Origin of the sequence: Pantoea sp. Ft-CA_14 (assembly GCF_024520875.1) — a bacterium.
GTDB classification, from domain to species: Bacteria; Pseudomonadota; Gammaproteobacteria; order Enterobacterales; family Enterobacteriaceae; genus Pantoea; species Pantoea agglomerans.
The window spans coordinates 28,092-45,203 of record NZ_JALNPM010000009.1 but is presented as its reverse complement, the minus strand read 5'-3'; the positions used below and the strand labels follow the sequence as shown (position 1 = coordinate 45,203).

At 51.2% G+C, this 17,112-nt stretch carries 13 protein-coding genes, 3 tRNA genes and 2 other RNA genes (1 of these 18 cut by a window edge); 9 read left to right on the top strand and 9 right to left on the bottom strand.

Annotated elements, in window-relative coordinates:
• Positions 1-7: 7 nt before the first annotated feature.
• The 3 genes from oppA to NR195_RS14395 form a co-directional block, all read right to left on the bottom strand.
• Entirely contained in the window at positions 8-1,648 is a 1,641-nt protein-coding gene (oppA, locus tag NR195_RS14405) for an oligopeptide ABC transporter substrate-binding protein OppA (protein ID WP_010244375.1), read from the bottom strand.
• 156 nt (positions 1,649-1,804) lie between these two features.
• Positions 1,805-3,430, bottom strand: a complete 1,626-nt coding sequence (locus NR195_RS14400; protein ID WP_256844643.1) for an ABC transporter substrate-binding protein — start codon at positions 3,428-3,430, stop codon at positions 1,805-1,807.
• A 582-nt stretch (positions 3,431-4,012) separates the two neighbouring features.
• A complete protein-coding gene (locus tag NR195_RS14395; RefSeq protein WP_010244367.1) occupies positions 4,013-4,660 on the bottom strand; it encodes a YchE family NAAT transporter in 648 nt (215 codons plus the stop codon).
• 460 nt (positions 4,661-5,120) lie between these two features.
• Between NR195_RS14395 and adhE the strand changes: the two genes are divergently transcribed.
• Positions 5,121-7,808: a bifunctional acetaldehyde-CoA/alcohol dehydrogenase gene (adhE, locus tag NR195_RS14390; protein WP_010244364.1), complete on the top strand. Its 2,688-nt coding sequence runs from the start codon at positions 5,121-5,123 to the stop codon at positions 7,806-7,808.
• 68 nt (positions 7,809-7,876) lie between these two features.
• On the opposite strand, the gene tdk is transcribed toward adhE, so the two are convergent.
• Positions 7,877-8,497, bottom strand: a complete 621-nt coding sequence (gene tdk, locus NR195_RS14385; protein ID WP_010244362.1) for a thymidine kinase — start codon at positions 8,495-8,497, stop codon at positions 7,877-7,879.
• Positions 8,498-8,906: 409 nt separating this feature from the next.
• Between tdk and hns the strand changes: the two genes are divergently transcribed.
• On the top strand, positions 8,907-9,314 hold the full coding sequence (gene hns, locus NR195_RS14380) for a histone-like nucleoid-structuring protein H-NS (protein ID WP_010244359.1): 408 nt from the start codon (positions 8,907-8,909) through the stop codon (positions 9,312-9,314).
• Between the two features lie 87 nt (positions 9,315-9,401).
• On the opposite strand, the gene NR195_RS14375 is transcribed toward hns, so the two are convergent.
• The 5 genes from NR195_RS14375 to rssA all read right to left on the bottom strand — a co-directional run bounded on the left by NR195_RS14375 (position 9,402) and on the right by rssA (position 14,910).
• A complete protein-coding gene (locus NR195_RS14375; RefSeq protein WP_256844642.1) occupies positions 9,402-10,409 on the bottom strand; it encodes an NAD-dependent epimerase in 1,008 nt (335 codons plus the stop codon).
• A gap of 14 nt (positions 10,410-10,423) precedes the next feature.
• Positions 10,424-11,764: a UDP-glucose/GDP-mannose dehydrogenase family protein gene (locus NR195_RS14370; RefSeq protein WP_031593141.1), complete on the bottom strand. Its 1,341-nt coding sequence runs from the start codon at positions 11,762-11,764 to the stop codon at positions 10,424-10,426.
• A 22-nt stretch (positions 11,765-11,786) separates the two neighbouring features.
• Entirely contained in the window at positions 11,787-12,695 is a 909-nt protein-coding gene (gene galU / locus NR195_RS14365) for a UTP--glucose-1-phosphate uridylyltransferase GalU (RefSeq protein WP_008925296.1), read from the bottom strand.
• Between the two features lie 193 nt (positions 12,696-12,888).
• A complete protein-coding gene (rssB, locus tag NR195_RS14360; RefSeq protein WP_010244345.1) occupies positions 12,889-13,905 on the bottom strand; it encodes a two-component system response regulator RssB in 1,017 nt (338 codons plus the stop codon).
• 99 nt (positions 13,906-14,004) lie between these two features.
• A complete protein-coding gene (rssA, locus tag NR195_RS14355; RefSeq protein WP_010244341.1) occupies positions 14,005-14,910 on the bottom strand; it encodes a patatin-like phospholipase RssA in 906 nt (301 codons plus the stop codon).
• Between the two features lie 96 nt (positions 14,911-15,006).
• Between rssA and NR195_RS14350 the strand changes: the two genes are divergently transcribed.
• From NR195_RS14350 to NR195_RS14320, 7 genes are all read left to right on the top strand, one after another.
• Positions 15,007-15,462: a YchJ family protein gene (locus tag NR195_RS14350; protein WP_256844641.1), complete on the top strand. Its 456-nt coding sequence runs from the start codon at positions 15,007-15,009 to the stop codon at positions 15,460-15,462.
• Between the two features lie 56 nt (positions 15,463-15,518).
• Entirely contained in the window at positions 15,519-16,367 is an 849-nt protein-coding gene (gene purU, locus NR195_RS14345; protein WP_003852258.1) for a formyltetrahydrofolate deformylase, read from the top strand.
• 144 nt (positions 16,368-16,511) lie between these two features.
• A tRNA-Tyr gene (locus NR195_RS14340) sits at positions 16,512-16,596 on the top strand.
• Positions 16,597-16,634: 38 nt separating this feature from the next.
• Positions 16,635-16,719 (top strand) — tRNA-Tyr (locus tag NR195_RS14335).
• 38 nt (positions 16,720-16,757) lie between these two features.
• Positions 16,758-16,842, top strand: a tRNA-Tyr gene (locus NR195_RS14330).
• A gap of 41 nt (positions 16,843-16,883) precedes the next feature.
• Positions 16,884-17,011, top strand: a non-coding RNA gene (locus NR195_RS14325) — RtT sRNA.
• Positions 17,012-17,052: 41 nt separating this feature from the next.
• A non-coding RNA gene (locus NR195_RS14320) (RtT sRNA) lies at positions 17,053-17,112 on the top strand (it continues 168 nt past the right edge of the window).

Genomic DNA, 17,112 nt, shown 5'->3' with positions numbered 1-17,112 from the left:
AATGCTATTAGTGTTTGATGATGTAGAAGTTTTTATCCAGGGTTTTATCCAGTGGATCTTTACCGGTATAACCGCCGACGTAAGGTTTCACCAGACGGGTATTTACGTAGTAGTAAACCGGGACGATGGTGCTGTCTTTATCCATGATCTGCTCGGCCTGCTGATAGTCAGCTGCACGGGCTTTAGCATCCGGGGCCTTAATCGCGTCGCGAATCACTTTGTCAAACGCATCGCTCTTATAGTGCGAGGTGTTACTGCTGCTGTTGGACAGCATGGTGTTCAGGAAGGAAGTCGGTTCATTGTAGTCCGCACACCATGCCGCACGGGAAACATCGTAGTTACCCTGATGACGGGTATCCAGGAAGGTTTTCCACTCCTGGTTTTCCAGCTTGATGTTCACGCCGATATTTTTCTTCCAGATCGAGGAGGCAGCAATCGCCAGCTTTTTGTGCAGATCGGAGGTGTTATAGAGCAGGTTAAAGGTCAGCGGTTTGTCGGCGGTGTAGCCCGCTTCGGCCAGCAGCTTTTTCGCCTCGGCATTACGCTTGTCCTGTGACCATTTGAACCAGTCTGGCGGCAGAATGTCCATGCCGTCGGTCGCTGGTGGCGTGTAGCTATAGGCAGGTTTCTGGCCCTGCGCCAGCACTTTATTCACCATGATGTCACGATCCAGGCCCAGCTTCAGGGCAGCGCGCACGCGCGGATCGGTGAATGGCGCTTTCTGGTTGTTGATTTCGTAATAATAGGTGCAGAGATATGGATCGACGTGCAGCTCTTTACCGTTGTCACGTTGCAGCTTTTTAAACAGCTCAATCGGCAGGTTGTTATAGGTCATGTCGCTGCCGTTCTCGGAGAAGTAGCGGTTAACGTCACTGACTTCTGAACTGATCGGCAGGAAGGTGACTTTGTTCAGCACCGTATGCTCATTGTCCCAGTAGTTCGGGTTACGCACCAGGGTGATACGTTCGTTAATCACGTGCGCTTCAAGCTTAAAGGCACCGTTGCCGACCCAGTTCTGCGGCTGCGTCCACTGATCGCCAAATTTCTCAATCGCCGGTTTGTAAACCGGTGACATGACGGAGTTAATCAGCAGCTTATCAAAATAGGGAACCGGCTCACTCAGGGTGACTTCCAGCGTGTGGTCATCAATAGCTTTGACGCCCAGATCGGTAACTGGTTTTTTACCGGCGATGATGTCATCGACGTTCAGGATATGACCATATTGCGGATAGCTGGCGTAAGGTGACGCGGTTTTAGGATCGACCAGACGCTCCCAGCTGTAGACGAAGTCCTGCGCGGTAACCGGCTCGCCATTGGACCATTTGGCATTTTTGCGCAGGTGGAAAGTCCACACTTTGAAATCTTTATTTTCATAACTTTCCGCTACGGCCGGGATCGGTTTACCGTTGCTGTCATTGACCAGCAGACCTTCGTAAAGATCACGCGCCACGTTATCTTCCGGCACACCTTCAATTTTGTGCGGATCGAGCGACTGCACTTCATCGCCATTGCCGCGAACCAGCTCCTGTTTTGCGGCCAGCTCAACGCCCGCAGGCACCGTTGCTGCGAAAGCCGCATTCCCTGCCAGGGCACTCACTGCGGCGAAAACGCCCGCTGCAATCAGGCTTTTTTTCGTGATGTTGTTCATTATTACACTCCAGTTTTATTATCGTCACCGTGGCGATGCTCTGCCCCGGCGTCCCCCGTCTGCGGGCTCCCTGGCCTGTTACCAGGGAGATTGACCCCAAAAAAAGGTCTGTTTGCTGATGCGCTTTCCGACTGTCTCGCCGAACGGGCGATCAGATCAGTGTTTTTTGATGAAATAGTACTTCAGGTCTGTCATGTCCTGCGGGTCTTTGCCCGTGAAGCCGCCAACCCAGGGCTTCACCAGGCGCACACTTACGCGGTAGTAAACTGGCACAATTGGTGAGTCTTTGTCGAGTTGTGTTTCAGCCTGCTGATACAGGCTGGCGCGCTGCGCCTCGCTGCCCGCCGTCAGCGTCTCCGCCATCAGACGATCAAAGGTCGCGCTGCTGTAAAACGCGGTGTTGATCGAGGCGTTGCTGATCAGCATGTTCAGGAAGGTTGAGGGTTCGTTGTAGTCGGCACACCAGGTGGCGCGCACCACGTCATACTGCGCCTGATGACGGGTCTCCAGCATGGTTTTCCACTCCTGATTCTGCAGCGTCACCTTAGCACCCAGGTTTTTCTGCCACATCGACGCGGCCGCAATCGCCTGCCGTTTGTTCTGATCGGAAGTGTTGTAGAGCAGCGTAAAGGTCAGCGGATGGGCAGCATCAAAGCCGGCCTCTGCCAGCAGCTTCTTCGCGGCTTCATTACGCTGCGCCTGCGTCCAGGTGAACCAGGCAGGTGGCGTGAGTTTGATACCGGCGGTAAAAGGCGGCGTCAGGCTATAAGCCGGAATCTGCCCCTGGGCCATGATCTTATTGGCAATCACCTCGCGATCGAGGGTCATCTTCAGCGCGGCACGCACCCGCGCATCGGTAAACGGCGGCTTTTTGTTATTAATCTCGTAGTAGAAGGTGCAGAGCAGCGGGCTGACCTTCACTTCATCGCCCAGCTCTTTGCGCAGCTTGCCAAACATCTCTGGTGGCACCGCACTGTTGGTAATGTCCGTGCCGCCGCTGCGGTAGCGATTGATATCGCTGTTTTCAGAGGCGATCGGCAGGAATGTCCCCTGTTCAATCACGGTGTGCGCATTATCCCAGTAGCGAGGATTGCGCTTCACGACAATTTTTTCGTTCACTACCCAGTCGCTCAGCGTGTAGGCGCCGTTGCCGATGTAGTGACCCGGGCGGGTCCAGGCTTCGCCCCACTGCTTAATGGCTGGCGCATAAACCGGCTTCATCGCCGTATGCGCTAACATCGCCACCAGGTAAGGCACCGGCTCACTCAGGTTAATTTGCAGCCGATGGGCATCAAGCGCCTTCACGCCCAGCTGATCGGGTGACGCTTTGCCGGCAAGGATGTCATCAATATTGGCAAAATGGGCTGCCTGCAGATAGCTGGAGTAAGGCGACGCGGTTGTCGGGTCCACCAGACGGCGCCAGCTGTAGACGAAATCAGCGGCGGTAACCGGCTCACCGTTGCTCCACTTCGCATCCTCCCGCAGATTAAAAATCCAGACGGTGGGTTGCGGGTTTTCCCAGCTTTTAGCGACGCCAGGAACGACCTGCCCGCTGTTATCGGTATTGACCAGGCCGTCCAGCAGGTTGTGAATAATATTGGATTCCGGCACGCCTTCGGTTTTATGCGGATCCAGCGAGGAGACTTCACTGCCGTTATTGATCACAATCTGTTGCTGCGCGGCCAGTGTTGTGCCCGGCGGCACCGTGGCGGCATAGGCCGGAGAAAATGCCATTAACAAAACGACTGCGAGTTTTGACCGCTGCTGCTGCAAATTCTTCATCCCAATCATGCGAAACGCCAACCTTAAATTAAGTATCCCGACAGGCTTAAGCAAAAAGCGTTCTCACTTTGGGCTTTCGGAGAAAAAATTTTACGTTGGGCCAAAAATTATCAGAAGCCGTGAAGGCGCGCCAAAGCAAAATAGCTAAAATGTTAACTAATTCTCTTTTATCATGAGAAGTCAGGCAGCGGAAGTGTTAATTTTCGTCCTGAAAATATCATATCGATATGAAAAATAGACTATTTAGCTGGAAACCCCTCTTAAGAGCGGAAAGCAGCGACAAACAGCCTCTTTTTTGGCACTTATATTGGGGAATCTGGCTTCAGCGTGATGAAATTTAAGATAGCGTGATTATTCTGGCAGTTTGTGAGGCTTACACGAAAATAGAGAGCAGAATATCGTGTGAAAATAGTGACATTATTTTGCAAAAAAAAGTCTGTGAGCCAGCGCGCAGTAATGAAATTTATAATTGCCTGATTCTGTTAAGCACAACGAATAATTGCATCGTAATGGTGCATAAAATGCCCCTCCTGCACCATTACGGATCATTATTTCACTTCACTCTCTGAAATAAGTGAGCGTTTAATTGAGTAAGCCGGGAAAAATGGACTTCATGCCGGTGACAACAAATTCGATGCCCAGTGCCATCAGTAACAGACCCATAATACGCGTAATGACGTTGATACCGGTCTGGCCAAGAATACGCACCATTAACGGCGCGGCCCGAAAGAGTAACCAGCAGCAGAATGCAAAAATGGCAATCGCCAGGGTGAACCCCAGCAGATTTATCCAGCTGTGGTAGCGGGTGCTCCAGACAATGGTCGAGCTGATAGCACCCGGCCCCGCCATCAGCGGCAACGCCAGCGGCACAACCCCCACACTTTCACGAATCGCCGTTTCTGACTTCTCCTGCTTATTCTGCTTATCTTCGCCCAGCTTGCCGCTGATCATCGACATCGCAATGGTGACGACCAGGATCCCACCCGCGATGCGGAAAGAGTCAATCGAGATACCAAACACATGCAGAATCGCATCCCCAAGGAACAGTGACGTCCAGAGAATAATAGCAACCGCCAGATTGGCAGTGAGGTTGGTTTTGTTACGCTCAGCCACCCCCTGATAACGGGTCATGCTGATGAAGACCGGAATAATTCCCACCGGATTGACCAGCGCAAAGAGCCCGACAAAAAATTTTATATAGCCTGATAAATCTAACAGCGCAGGGTTCACGACTTTACTCCGTACTACAGGGGGGGAAAACGCGCCTAATGTATGTGAAAACAGGCACGGACGCCAGATGCTGACTCAGCTATTTATACTGTTGAATGACGGAGCATCCAGCGCTTTACCCCAGAGATTAAAAAGTGACTGGATTTAGCCGCTACCAGGCTGATGACGTGAAGAGGTAACCAATTTGATAAACAAAGGGCGCAAAGGGGAGCTGAAAGGTGTCAGCTTGCGGTTAAATTGATCTGCATCAAAATTGCCCTACCCCAAACCAGGTAATCTTTTCGCAACGGAAGTATTAGCGTCAGCGAAGAAAACCTCACTGACTGCAACAGAAGACTAGTTCAGTAAACAGTTGAAAATCCGGGCGTTCTAATCCAGTCCAGCGCCTTATGGCAACGTGACTATACTCATGGCGCAGGATTGTTTACTAAAAAAGTTTAACTTCCTTCAGGAGAACACCATGGCCGTAACCAATGTCGCCGAACTTAATGCACTGGTTGAACGTGTAAAAAAAGCCCAGCGTGAATATGCCAACTTTTCTCAACAACAGGTCGACGCTATCTTCCGTGCCGCCGCCCTCGCCGCCGCAGACGCCCGAATCCCGCTTGCCAAGATGGCCGTTGCCGAATCCGGTATGGGCATCGTCGAAGACAAAGTGATCAAAAACCATTTTGCTTCAGAATATATCTACAACGCTTATAAAGATGAAAAAACCTGTGGTGTGTTAGCCACGGATGATACTTTCGGCACCATTACCATCGCCGAACCTATTGGCCTGATTTGCGGTATCGTCCCGACGACCAACCCCACTTCAACCGCCATCTTCAAAGCATTAATCAGCCTTAAAACCCGTAACGGCATCATCTTCTCTCCTCATCCACGCGCCAAAGATGCGACCAACAAAGCGGCAGATATCGTATTGCAGGCGGCGGTGGCTGCCGGTGCGCCAAAAGATATTATCGGCTGGATCGACGCACCTTCCGTTGAGCTGTCAAATCAACTGATGCATCACCCTGACATCAACCTGATTCTCGCCACTGGCGGTCCGGGCATGGTGAAAGCGGCTTACAGCTCCGGTAAACCTGCGATTGGTGTCGGTGCCGGTAATACGCCGGTCGTGATTGACGAAACCGCCGATCTGAAACGTGCGGTTGCGTCGATTCTGATGTCGAAAACCTTTGATAACGGGGTTATCTGCGCCTCTGAACAATCGGTGATTGTGGTCGATTCAGTCTATGACGCGGTGCGTGAACGTTTCGCCAGCCATGGCGGTTATATGCTGCAGGGTGCCGAACTGAGTGCGGTGCAGAATATCATTCTGAAAAACGGCGGCCTGAATGCGGCCATCGTAGGCCAGCCAGCGTTCAAAATTGCGGAGATGGCCGGTATCAGCGTGCCACCGAGCACTAAGATTCTGATTGGCGAAGTGAAGCTGGTGGATGAGTCTGAGCCGTTCGCTCATGAAAAACTCTCACCAACCCTTGCGATGTATCGGGCGAAAGATTTCCAGGATGCGGTCGCGAAAGCAGAAAAACTGGTCGCCATGGGCGGTATCGGCCACACCTCCTGTCTCTATACCGATCAGGACAACCAGACCGAACGCGTTCACTACTTCGGCGACAAAATGAAAACCGCGCGTATTCTGATCAACACCCCCGCCTCGCAGGGTGGTATCGGCGACCTCTACAACTTTAAACTGGCGCCGTCTCTGACGCTGGGTTGTGGTTCGTGGGGCGGAAACTCTATTTCAGAGAACGTCGGTCCAAAACATCTGATCAATACCAAAACTGTCGCCAAGCGAGCTGAGAATATGTTGTGGCATAAACTTCCTAAATCCATCTACTTCCGTCGGGGTTCACTGCCAATTGCGCTGGAAGAAGTGGCAACGGATGGCGCGAAACGTGCCTTTATCGTCACTGACCGCTTCCTGTTCAATAACGGCTATGCCGACCAGGTGACCCGCGTACTGAAATCACACGGCATTGAAACGGAAGTGTTCTTCGAAGTTGAAGCTGACCCGACGCTGAGCATAGTGCGTAAAGGTGCTGAGCAGATGAACAGCTTCAAACCGGATGTCATCATCGCGCTGGGCGGTGGCTCACCGATGGATGCCGCGAAAATCATGTGGGTGATGTACGAACATCCGGAAACTCACTTCGAGGAGCTGGCGTTACGTTTCATGGATATCCGTAAACGTATCTACAAGTTCCCGAAAATGGGTGTCAAAGCGCGCATGATTGCCATCACCACCACATCCGGTACCGGTTCTGAAGTCACGCCGTTTGCTGTAGTGACCGATGATGCGACGGGTCAGAAATATCCGCTCGCTGACTACGCACTGACGCCTGATATGGCGATTGTCGATGCCAACCTGGTGATGGATATGCCGCGTTCACTCTGCGCCTTCGGTGGTCTGGATGCCGTGACGCATGCGCTGGAAGCTTATGTTTCAGTACTGGCGAATGAATACTCTGACGGACAGGCGCTGCAGGCACTGAAACTGCTGAAAGAGAATCTGCCAGCCAGCTATGCCGAAGGCGCCAAAAATCCGGTGGCGCGTGAGCGCGTACACAATGCCGCCACTATCGCCGGTATTGCGTTTGCCAACGCCTTCCTCGGGGTTTGTCACTCAATGGCGCATAAGCTGGGTTCAGAGTTCCATATCCCACACGGCCTGGCTAACGCCCTGTTAATCTCTAACGTTATTCGCTACAACGCGAATGACAACCCGACTAAACAGACCGCTTTCAGCCAGTACGATCGCCCTCAGGCGCGCCGTCGCTACGCCGAGATTGCTGACCATCTGGGTCTGAGCGCACCAGGCGACCGCACCGCGCAGAAAATTGAGAAGCTGCTCGCCTGGCTGGATGAGATTAAAACTGAACTTGGAATTCCAACCTCTATCCGTGAGGCGGGTGTGCAGGAAGCGGACTTCCTGGCGAAAGTCGATAAACTGGCCGATGATGCGTTTGATGACCAGTGTACCGGCGCTAACCCACGTTATCCGCTGATTGCTGAACTGAAACAGATTATGCTCGATACCTACTACGGTCGTGAATTTGTCGAACCGTTCTCAAGCGTAGCCGAAGCCATTGCTGAGCAGCCGGTAAAAGGTATTAAGCTTGAGAAGAAAGCCAAAAAAGTCTGATAGTGCCGTTCTGACTGTCTGATAAAAAAACCCGCCTCGGCGGGTTTTTTATTGCCTGAACAATAGGGTTAATTCAGCGGAGTCTGAGCGCCATGGATCGCCTGCAACGATCCCTGCTCTATCGCCTGTTTATAATGCTTACGGCAGACTGAGATATAACGTTCGTTACCGCCAATCACCACCTGCTCACCCTCACTGAAAGGTTTGCCCTCGCTATCCAGTCGCAGAACCATACTGGCCTTGCGCCCACAGTGACAAATAGTTTTGAGTTCAACCAGCTTATCTGCCCACGCCAGCAGATACTGACTGCCAACAAACAGTTCACCGCGAAAATCCGTTCGCAGACCATAACAGAGCACAGGAATATCAAGGTCGTCTACGACATCTGACAGCGCTTTAACCTGCTCACGGGTCAGGAACTGACTCTCATCAACCAGCACGCAATGGACAGGCTGAACGGCATGTTCAGCAGCGATGTCGCTGTAGAGTGATGTCTCTGCGTTGTATAGCAAGGCCGGTGACGATAGTCCGATACGGGAACTCACCTGCCCGGCACCAAAGCGATTATCGATTTCAGCGGTGTAAACCAGTGAACGCATGCCGCGCTCATGATAGTTATATGAGGATTGTAGCAGTGCGGTTGATTTCCCTGCATTCATGGCAGAGTAATAGAAATAGAGTTGAGCCATCGGCGCGTATCTTCATCAGGACTGAATGGAATGGCGCGCATATTACCACAAAGCGGCGGCAATACGTTGCGGTTGATGAGTGAATAAAGTGTAACGGCTGGCCGTTTATTCCTCTGCATGCCGTTTCCAGCGCCTGTTATGTGCAGTGCCGAACGGGATAAGTTTTGCTTATTTTACCCGCAACAAAATCAATGACATTTTTGTTGCTGACCTGAATACATTAAATTTATTTGATATCGGACTAAAGGAAAATATTTTTATTCTGCACAACTGTGCAATTTTCTGGTGAAAATTATTTTTAGTCACCTGGGTAATTAGTGATATACATATTTTTATGATTGCAGTTATTTTATGTCGCCACTACTATTAGCGGGCAACACAACTTTTCCCTTATTCAGAGACCAGGACAATGAGCGAAGCACTAAAAGTTCTTAATAATATCCGTACGCTGCGCGCCCAGGCCAGAGAGTATTCCGTTGAAATACTGGAAGAGATGCTGGAAAAGCTGGACGTAGTAGTAAAAGAGCGCCGTGAAGAAGAGTCTCATTTTCAGGCAGAAAATGAAGAACGCACGCGTAAACTTAATCAGTATCGTGAAATGCTACTGGCTGATGGTATTGACCCGAATGAACTGATTAACACGCTGACCGACACACGGACTGCGGCAAAAGGTAAACGCTCAGTACGTCCGGCTAAATATGGTTACACCGATGAAAAAGGCGAGTCCAGAACCTGGACCGGTCAGGGCCGCACACCGGCCGTGATTAAAAAAGCGCTGGAAGAACAGGGTAAAAAGCTGGACGATTTTTTACTGTAAAAAACCGCAGGGTGACTGCCTTCCTGGCAGCCAGATGCGCAATAAAAAAGGAAGCCGGAGCTTCCTTTTTTTCTTTTAAGCAGATACTCAGACGCGGTAAAAGTCGCGGTACCAGTCCACAAAGTTTTTAACGCCCTCTTCGACCCCGGTCTGCGGTTTGAATCCAATTGCCTTAAACAAGGCTTCGGTATCCGCACTGGTTTCCAGTACATCTCCAGGCTGCATTGGCATCAGATTTTTCTTCGCAGTAATACCCAGGGCTTTTTCAATCGCTTCGATATAGTTCATCAACGTGACAGGCTGACTGTTTCCAATATTATAAACACGATAAGGCGCTGAACTGGTTGCCGGCGATCCGGTTTCAACTGTCCAGTTGTCGTCCTGTTGTGGAATAACATCCTGCAGGCGAACAATGGCTTCAGCAATATCGTCAATATAGGTAAAGTCGCGTTTCATCTGGCCCTGGTTATAAACGTCAATCGCCTCACCGGCAATCATTGCTCGGGTGAATTTGAATAACGCCATATCCGGACGGCCCCACGGGCCATAGACCGTAAAGAAGCGCAATCCAGTGGTCGGCAGCTGATAGAGATGCGAGTAAGTGTGTGACATTAACTCGTTGGCTTTTTTGGTCGCTGCATATAAAGAAACCGGATGATCAACGCTATCTTCGGTTGAGAACGGCATCTTGCGATTCAGACCATAGACTGAACTGGATGAGGCGTAGAGCAGATGTTCAATTTTATGATGACGGCAACCTTCAAGGATATTGAGGTGACCCGTCAGATTGGAGTCTGCGTAGGCATGAGGATTTTCAATGGAATACCGGACACCAGCCTGAGCGCCAAGATGGATAACGCGCTGGAATTTTTGCTGATCGAACAGTGACGCCATTGCGTCACGGTCCGCCAGGTCCATCTCAATAAAAGTAAAACCAGGATCGCCCTTAATTAAATTGAGACGGGCATGCTTGAGATTTACGTCGTAATAATCATTCAGGTTGTCGATACCGACAACCTGGTGACCGGCGGCCAGCAGACGCTGGCTGACATGAAAACCAATAAAACCTGCGGCGCCGGTGACCAGAAAGTTCATAAATCCCTCGTTAATTATGCAGTTTGAATAGACGCTCCGCGGCCGATTGCATAATAAACGAAACCGCGTTTGCTGATACGCTCTGGATCATACAGGTTACGACCATCAAAAATCACGGCTTCTTTCAGTGCATTTTTGATGATGTCGAAGTCAGGTGCACGGAAGTTTTGCCACTCCGTACAGATGACCAGACCGTCAGCGCCCTGCAGTGCGGCTTCTTTGGTACCCATCAGCTTAAGATCGCTGCGGTGACCGTAGATACGCTGTGCTTCATCCATCGCTTCCGGGTCAAACGCCTGAACAGATGCGCCAGCTTCCCACAGCGTTTCCATCAGCACACGGCTGGAGGCTTCACGCATGTCGTCAGTGTTCGGCTTAAATGACAGGCCCCAGAGCGCAAACGTTTTACCTTTCAGATCGTCACCAAAATGACGTTTGATAAAGGTTGGCAGTTTGTTTTTCTGGTTGTCATTCACATCTTCCACGGCCTGCAACAGACGTGGCTGATAGCCAATTGACTCAGCGGTACGGATTAACGCCTGCACATCTTTCGGGAAGCAGGAGCCGCCGTAACCACAGCCAGGATAGATAAAGTGGTAGCCAATGCGGGGATCGGAACCGATGCCCTGGCGTACTTTTTCAATATCCGCGCCTAAACGTTCAGCCAGGTTAGACATCTCATTCATAAAGCTGATTTTGGTGGCCAGCATGCAGTTTGCTGCATACTTGGTCAGCTCTGCGCTGCGGATATCCATCATGATCATACGATCGTGGTTACGGTTAAACGGCTCATAGAGCTCGCGTAACAGTTCTACCACGTCGTCGTTGTCAGTACCGACAACGATACGTTCTGGACGCATACAGTCATTGACTGCAGCACCTTCTTTGAGGAATTCCGGGTTAGATACCACATCAAAAGTGATGTTGGCGTCACGCGCTTTCAGCGCTTCCGTCATTACCGCACGAACTTTGTCTGCTGTGCCAACCGGAACGGTTGATTTGTCGATAACCACTTTGTGATCGTTCATATGCTGCGCAATGGTGCGCGCTACGGCGGTCACATATTTCAGATCGGCAGAGCCGTCTTCATCTGGTGGAGTACCAACTGCAATAAACTGCATAACACCATGGTTTACGCCCATCTCAGCATCAGTGCTGAACTTCAGACGACCCGCTTCGTAATTGGACATTACCAGCGGCGTTAAACCTGGTTCGAAAATAGGAATGATGCCTTTTTTCAGATTTTCGACTTTGTTTTCGTCGACATCAATGCAGAGAACGTCATGTCCGACTTCGGCTAACACCGCAGCCTGAACCAGACCGACATAGCCGATACCAAATACAGTGACTTTCATCGAGTTATCCTGTGTTTATGAATTACTTTTTGTTGCCAACTGCGCCATCGAGCCATTCAGAAAAATCTTTGCCCAATACCGGATGACGAACACCGTACTCAACGAAAGCCTGCATGTAGCCCAGTTTGTTACCACAGTCATGGCTGACGCCTTTCAGGTGATATGCTTCAACTGTCTCTTTTTCCATCAGCATTGCAATGGAGTCAGTCAGCTGAACTTCGCCGCCTGCACCTGGAGGCGTTTTAGCCAGCAGTGGCCAGATCTCTGAAGAGAGAACATAACGACCTACAACGGCCAGGTTTGATGGGGATTCTGACGCTTTAGGCTTCTCAACCACACCGACCATTGGTGCGCTGTCGCCTGGGTTCAGTTCTGCGCCCTGGCAATCGACAACACCGTATGCAGTCACATCGGCAACCGGCTCAACCATGATCTGGCTGCGGCCAGACTCTTCATAACGGCTCAGCATCTCTGCCAGGTTATCTTTGGTTGGGTTAGATTCATATTCGTCGATGATGACGTCTGGCAGGATAACCGCAAACGGCTCATCACCGATCAGTGGGTGTGCACACATTACAGCGTGACCCAGACCTTTAGCGATGCCCTGACGAACCTGCATGATGGTGACGTGTGGCGGGCAAATTGACTGGATTTCATCCAGCAGCTGACGCTTAACGCGTTTTTCCAGCATTGATTCCAGTTCGAAGCTGGTATCAAAGTGGTTTTCGATGGCATTTTTTGATGAATGCGTTACCAGCACAATTTCGTTGATGCCAGCAGCGATACACTCGTTAACGACATACTGGATTAACGGCTTATCAACCAGCGGTAACATTTCTTTAGGAATCGCTTTGGTAGCCGGGAGCATACGCGTACCCAAACCCGCTACCGGGATTACCGCTTTTTTTACTTTGGTATTATTGGCAGACATTAAGATACCTCTCTTATAGGCCGTTCAAGTTAATACTTGATATGTCGGTTTAAAATCGGAAATGAGTATATCAGTTAGTATCGAACGGATTTATCCTGGAAGGCACCAAACCGTCGAAATTAAGACTATTACCCAACTGTAAAGCTAAACTCTGGCCCTGTCCTCAGCGCCAGAATTCCTCTGTTTTTACGGCTTATTCTTCCGTCGATAGCATCAGCCGAATGCGCCCGCCCGCGCCCCAGACGTGGCATTGCCAGTTTTCTGCGCGCTGACTGATCTGGTTAAGATGGGTGCTGCCCATAGTGCCAAGGGGGACACCATTGCTGAGCTGAATCTGATGGGCATGAACATGAAGTGTGGCGTTCAATCCGGCCGAAACCAGAATTAAGTTCTTTAATCCGCGATGATAGTACCCAACCAGTAACGGGAACTGGCCGCTCAGGTTCGCCTGGCGCAGTAACAGATTGACCTGTCTGAGCAGCCCATTAAGTTCCGGCAGACGCTGTTTCTGCCCGGTCAGTTGCTCCTGCAGCAGGCCATTGAACAGCGCCCGCAGCAGCAACGCTGCCAGCACGCCATTATCACCGGCACGGGTCACGTCCAGACAGTAGAACGCCAGATCTTTGTCGGAGAGCGCCGCGATATCAAGCACCAGCCCAGGCTGCTCAGCCATCGTCAGCTGACGATAGTTAACCCGGCAGTTGGCAATAGTCTGCTGCACCGGTGGCTGGAGTTGCTTGAGCAGCTTGGCAGCCGCTTTAGGATCACGAACCAGCGCATCCCAGTCCTGGAACAGTTGTTCATCCTCTTCCACTTTCGAAGTGAACATAGAGGGATAGAGACATTCATAGACCGCTTCACGGAAGCGCTCAAAGTTTTTAAGTGGTTTAAGCAGCACATCCTGCACCCCAAGACGCAATACATGCGCAATATCCGACATGTTCTCGGTAGCTGAGATGATTAAAATCGGCACGATGTTGCCGCGGGTACGAATGTGCTCAACGAACTGGATGCCGCTCATGCGGGGCATTTCCAGATCGCAGATAATCAGGTCGACAGTATGCTGTTGTAGTTGTGCAATTGCTTCCAGACCATCTTCCGCTTGTAACGTCACAGCACCCATCGATAACAAAAATTGGTCCAGCAACGAACGGAAAACAGCCTCATCTTCGACAATGAGTATCTTTTTGCCGAGTAGTGGTTTTTCCATTCTTTCCCCCTGCGTACCAGATATTTCAATAGTGGTTCATAAAACGCAGTTGCGCCTTTAAGAATTGGCTGAAGTCACCGCTTTGAATGAACAACCTGATTATCTGCCACGGACCAGTGGTAATAGTTCATCCATTTTCTTCTCTACGGCGGCCTTGCCTGCTTCAATGGCTTCCTCAGCACGATGAAAGTCCAGCGTCGAAATTTGCGGACAGACCGGCTGAATCAAAACATCGGGCGGATCGCCTGCCATGCGATTCCGCTTCAGGCGATTTTCCAGCACCTGGATAGAGGTGGACATAATCTCCATCGCGCCAGGTGACTGAGACGCACGGCGCTGGCTGAAATTCACCAGACGCTGACGCAGCTTCCCACCCCAACTCAATGCCGCTGCGGCGGCTTCTTCTTCGCTATTCTGTGGTGTCACGGAAAAGAGATCCTGCTGCATTAAATGCGCGTCATGCTGCAAGTCAACGGCGATAACAATGTCTGCCCCCAGGGCACGGGTAAGTGAAATCGGCACCGGGTTGACTACGGCACCATCCACCAGCCAATACCCATTGTAGCCCACCGGCGGTAATAAACCTGGCATACTGCATGAAGCGCGTACTGCCTGATGCAGATCGCCCTCTGTCAGCCAGAGTTCACGACCGGTACTGAGGTTAGTCGCCACCACGCCAAAGGGTTTATGACAGTGCTCTATCGTGTCATTGGGGATCAGCTGACGAACATGGCTAAAGACCCGCTCACCGCGCAGCAGTCCGCCACGCTGCCAGGAGACATCCATCAGGCGAATAACATCCCAGTAGCGAAATGCACTGACCCATTTTTCCATCAGCGGCAGACGGTTATTCACATAGGCAGATCCGACTAATGCCCCGACAGAGCAGCCCGCAACGACGTCGATCTCAATACCTGCACGCTCCAGCGCGTTGATCACGCCGATGTGCGCCCATCCTTTGGCCGCTCCAGAACCCAGAGCCAATCCAATTTTTACCTTTCTCATTTCTGTCTGGTCCTGCCGTCAATACGTAGCATCACAACACGGGGTCAGCTAACATAGCGCGCTTGTAAAATCGACCCATCATTCCCGGGAGATAATGTGTCAGAAACCTGCCCATGTTGTAGCGGAGAGCAGTATAGCGTATGTTGCGAGCCCTTTCTTCAGGGTAACCAGATTCCTGTTACAGCTGAACAACTTATGCGATCCCGTTATTGCGCTTATGTTCAGCATAATGCGGACTATCTGGTTGCGACCTGGCATCCTGAGAAGCGTCATCCGGCGCTGTCAGGGCTTTTATCTGAAAGTTTTCCAGGAACCGACTGGCTCAGCCTGAATGTAACCCGTTGTAATCATGGAAGCCATGAGAACGAAGCTTTCGTTACCTTTTTTGCGCGATACCGCGAGAAAACCAACATTCAGGCCATTCATGAATGTTCACGCTTTCTTCACGAGGATCAACGCTGGTACTATGTTGACGGTACAGCACCGCCCGTGGGGCGTAACGATCGCTGCCCGTGCGGCAGTGAAAAAAAATACAAAAAATGTTGTGGTTAAGCTGACGGCTACCCCAGCGGTTTTACCCCTAATGCTTTGACAGGACTCTGATTGAGATGCAAGCGCAAACCATGCAAAGAAAAGTTTTACGAACCATTTGTCCCGATGCAAAAGGTCTGATCGCCAAAATCACCAATATTTGTTACAAGCACGAACTTAATATCGTGCAGAACAATGAGTTTGTTGATCATCGCACCGGGCGTTTTTTCATGCGTACCGAACTGGAAGGGATCTTCAACGACAACACCCTGCTCGCCGACCTCGACAGCGCCCTGCCCCAGGGTTCAGTCCGGGAACTGCACAGCGCCGGTCGTCGCCGCGTGGTGATTCTGGTCACTAAAGAGGCGCATTGCCTGGGCGATCTGTTAATGAAGAGCGCGTTTGGCGGCCTGGATATGGAAATTGCGGCGGTAGTGGGTAACCACGACACCCTGCGTTCGCTGGTTGAGCGTTTTGACATTCCGTTTGTGCTGGTGAGCCATGAGGGACTGACGCGGGAAGAGCACGATAACCGCATGGTGGAAGAGATTGACCGCTATCAGCCCGATTACGTGGTGCTGGCGAAATATATGCGCGTCCTGACGCCCGCCTTTGTGCAGCGTTATCCGAACCAGATTATCAATATTCACCACTCCTTCCTGCCCGCCTTTATCGGTGCCCGTCCCTATCATCAGGCTTATGAACGCGGCGTGAAGATCATCGGTGCCACCGCGCACTATGTGAACGACAATCTCGATGAAGGCCCAATCATCATGCAGGATGTGATAAACGTTGATCACAGCTACACCGCCGATGAGATGATGCGCGCCGGTCGCGACGTAGAAAAGAATGTCCTGAGCAACGCACTGTATAAAGTGCTGGGGCAGCGCGTGTTTGTTTACGGCAACCGCACGATTATTCTTTAATCAGCCAGTGCGCTGAATTGTCTGCAGATTCAGCGCTACGCGTAAAAAGTGGGCAAACAGTTGCGGTTTTGCCAGTGGGCGCTTTACACCCTTATCGCATTTGGTATGATGCGCCCCGCTTTAAGAGAGAAAGATTCAGGCCATGGTGGGATTCCCGAGCGGCCAAAGGGAGCAGACTGTAAATCTGCCGTCACAGACTTCGAAGGTTCGAATCCTTCTCCCACCACCATCTGAATCTGAATCATCTTAAGCCACATCACTATCCCAGGTGGGATTCCCGAGCGGCCAAAGGGAGCAGACTGTAAATCTGCCGTCACAGACTTCGAAGGTTCGAATCCTTCTCCCACCACCATCTGAATCTGAATCATCTTAAGCCACATCACTATCCCAGGTGGGATTCCCGAGCGGCCAAAGGGAGCAGACTGTAAATCTGCCGTCACAGACTTCGAAGGTTCGAATCCTTCTCCCACCACCATCTCGTATGTTGCACATCATCCCCAAAATAATACCTAAGCTTCCTGTTCTGCGGGGAGAGGGATGAGAACCTTCGATTAAGGTTCGGGTCGAGCATCGCGAGACAACGCGCTTCAGCGCGGCCCGCAGGGTGAGGCGCAACGCGCCGAATAATCCTTCTCCCACCACCATCTCGCATGTTGCACACCATCCCAAAAATAATACCTAAGCTTCCTGTTCTGCGGGGAGAGGGATGAGAACCTTCGATTAAGGTTCGGGTCGAGCATCGCGA

Excerpts from the sequence above, each read along its gene's own strand:
- oppA (WP_010244375.1), bottom strand. The coding sequence starts at position 1,648 with ATGAACAACATCACGAAAAAAAGCCTGATTGCAGCGGGCGTTTTCGCC.
- NR195_RS14400 (WP_256844643.1), bottom strand. The coding sequence starts at position 3,430 with ATGAAGAATTTGCAGCAGCAGCGGTCAAAACTCGCAGTCGTTTTGTTA.
- adhE (WP_010244364.1), top strand. The coding sequence starts at position 5,121 with ATGGCCGTAACCAATGTCGCCGAACTTAATGCACTGGTTGAACGTGTA.
- tdk (WP_010244362.1), bottom strand. The coding sequence starts at position 8,497 with ATGGCTCAACTCTATTTCTATTACTCTGCCATGAATGCAGGGAAATCA.
- hns (WP_010244359.1), top strand. The coding sequence starts at position 8,907 with ATGAGCGAAGCACTAAAAGTTCTTAATAATATCCGTACGCTGCGCGCC.
- NR195_RS14375 (WP_256844642.1), bottom strand. The coding sequence starts at position 10,409 with ATGAACTTTCTGGTCACCGGCGCCGCAGGTTTTATTGGTTTTCATGTC.
- NR195_RS14370 (WP_031593141.1), bottom strand. The coding sequence starts at position 11,764 with ATGAAAGTCACTGTATTTGGTATCGGCTATGTCGGTCTGGTTCAGGCT.
- galU (WP_008925296.1), bottom strand. The coding sequence starts at position 12,695 with ATGTCTGCCAATAATACCAAAGTAAAAAAAGCGGTAATCCCGGTAGCG.
- rssB (WP_010244345.1), bottom strand. The coding sequence starts at position 13,905 with ATGGAAAAACCACTACTCGGCAAAAAGATACTCATTGTCGAAGATGAG.
- rssA (WP_010244341.1), bottom strand. The coding sequence starts at position 14,910 with ATGAGAAAGGTAAAAATTGGATTGGCTCTGGGTTCTGGAGCGGCCAAA.
- purU (WP_003852258.1), top strand. The coding sequence starts at position 15,519 with ATGCAAGCGCAAACCATGCAAAGAAAAGTTTTACGAACCATTTGTCCC.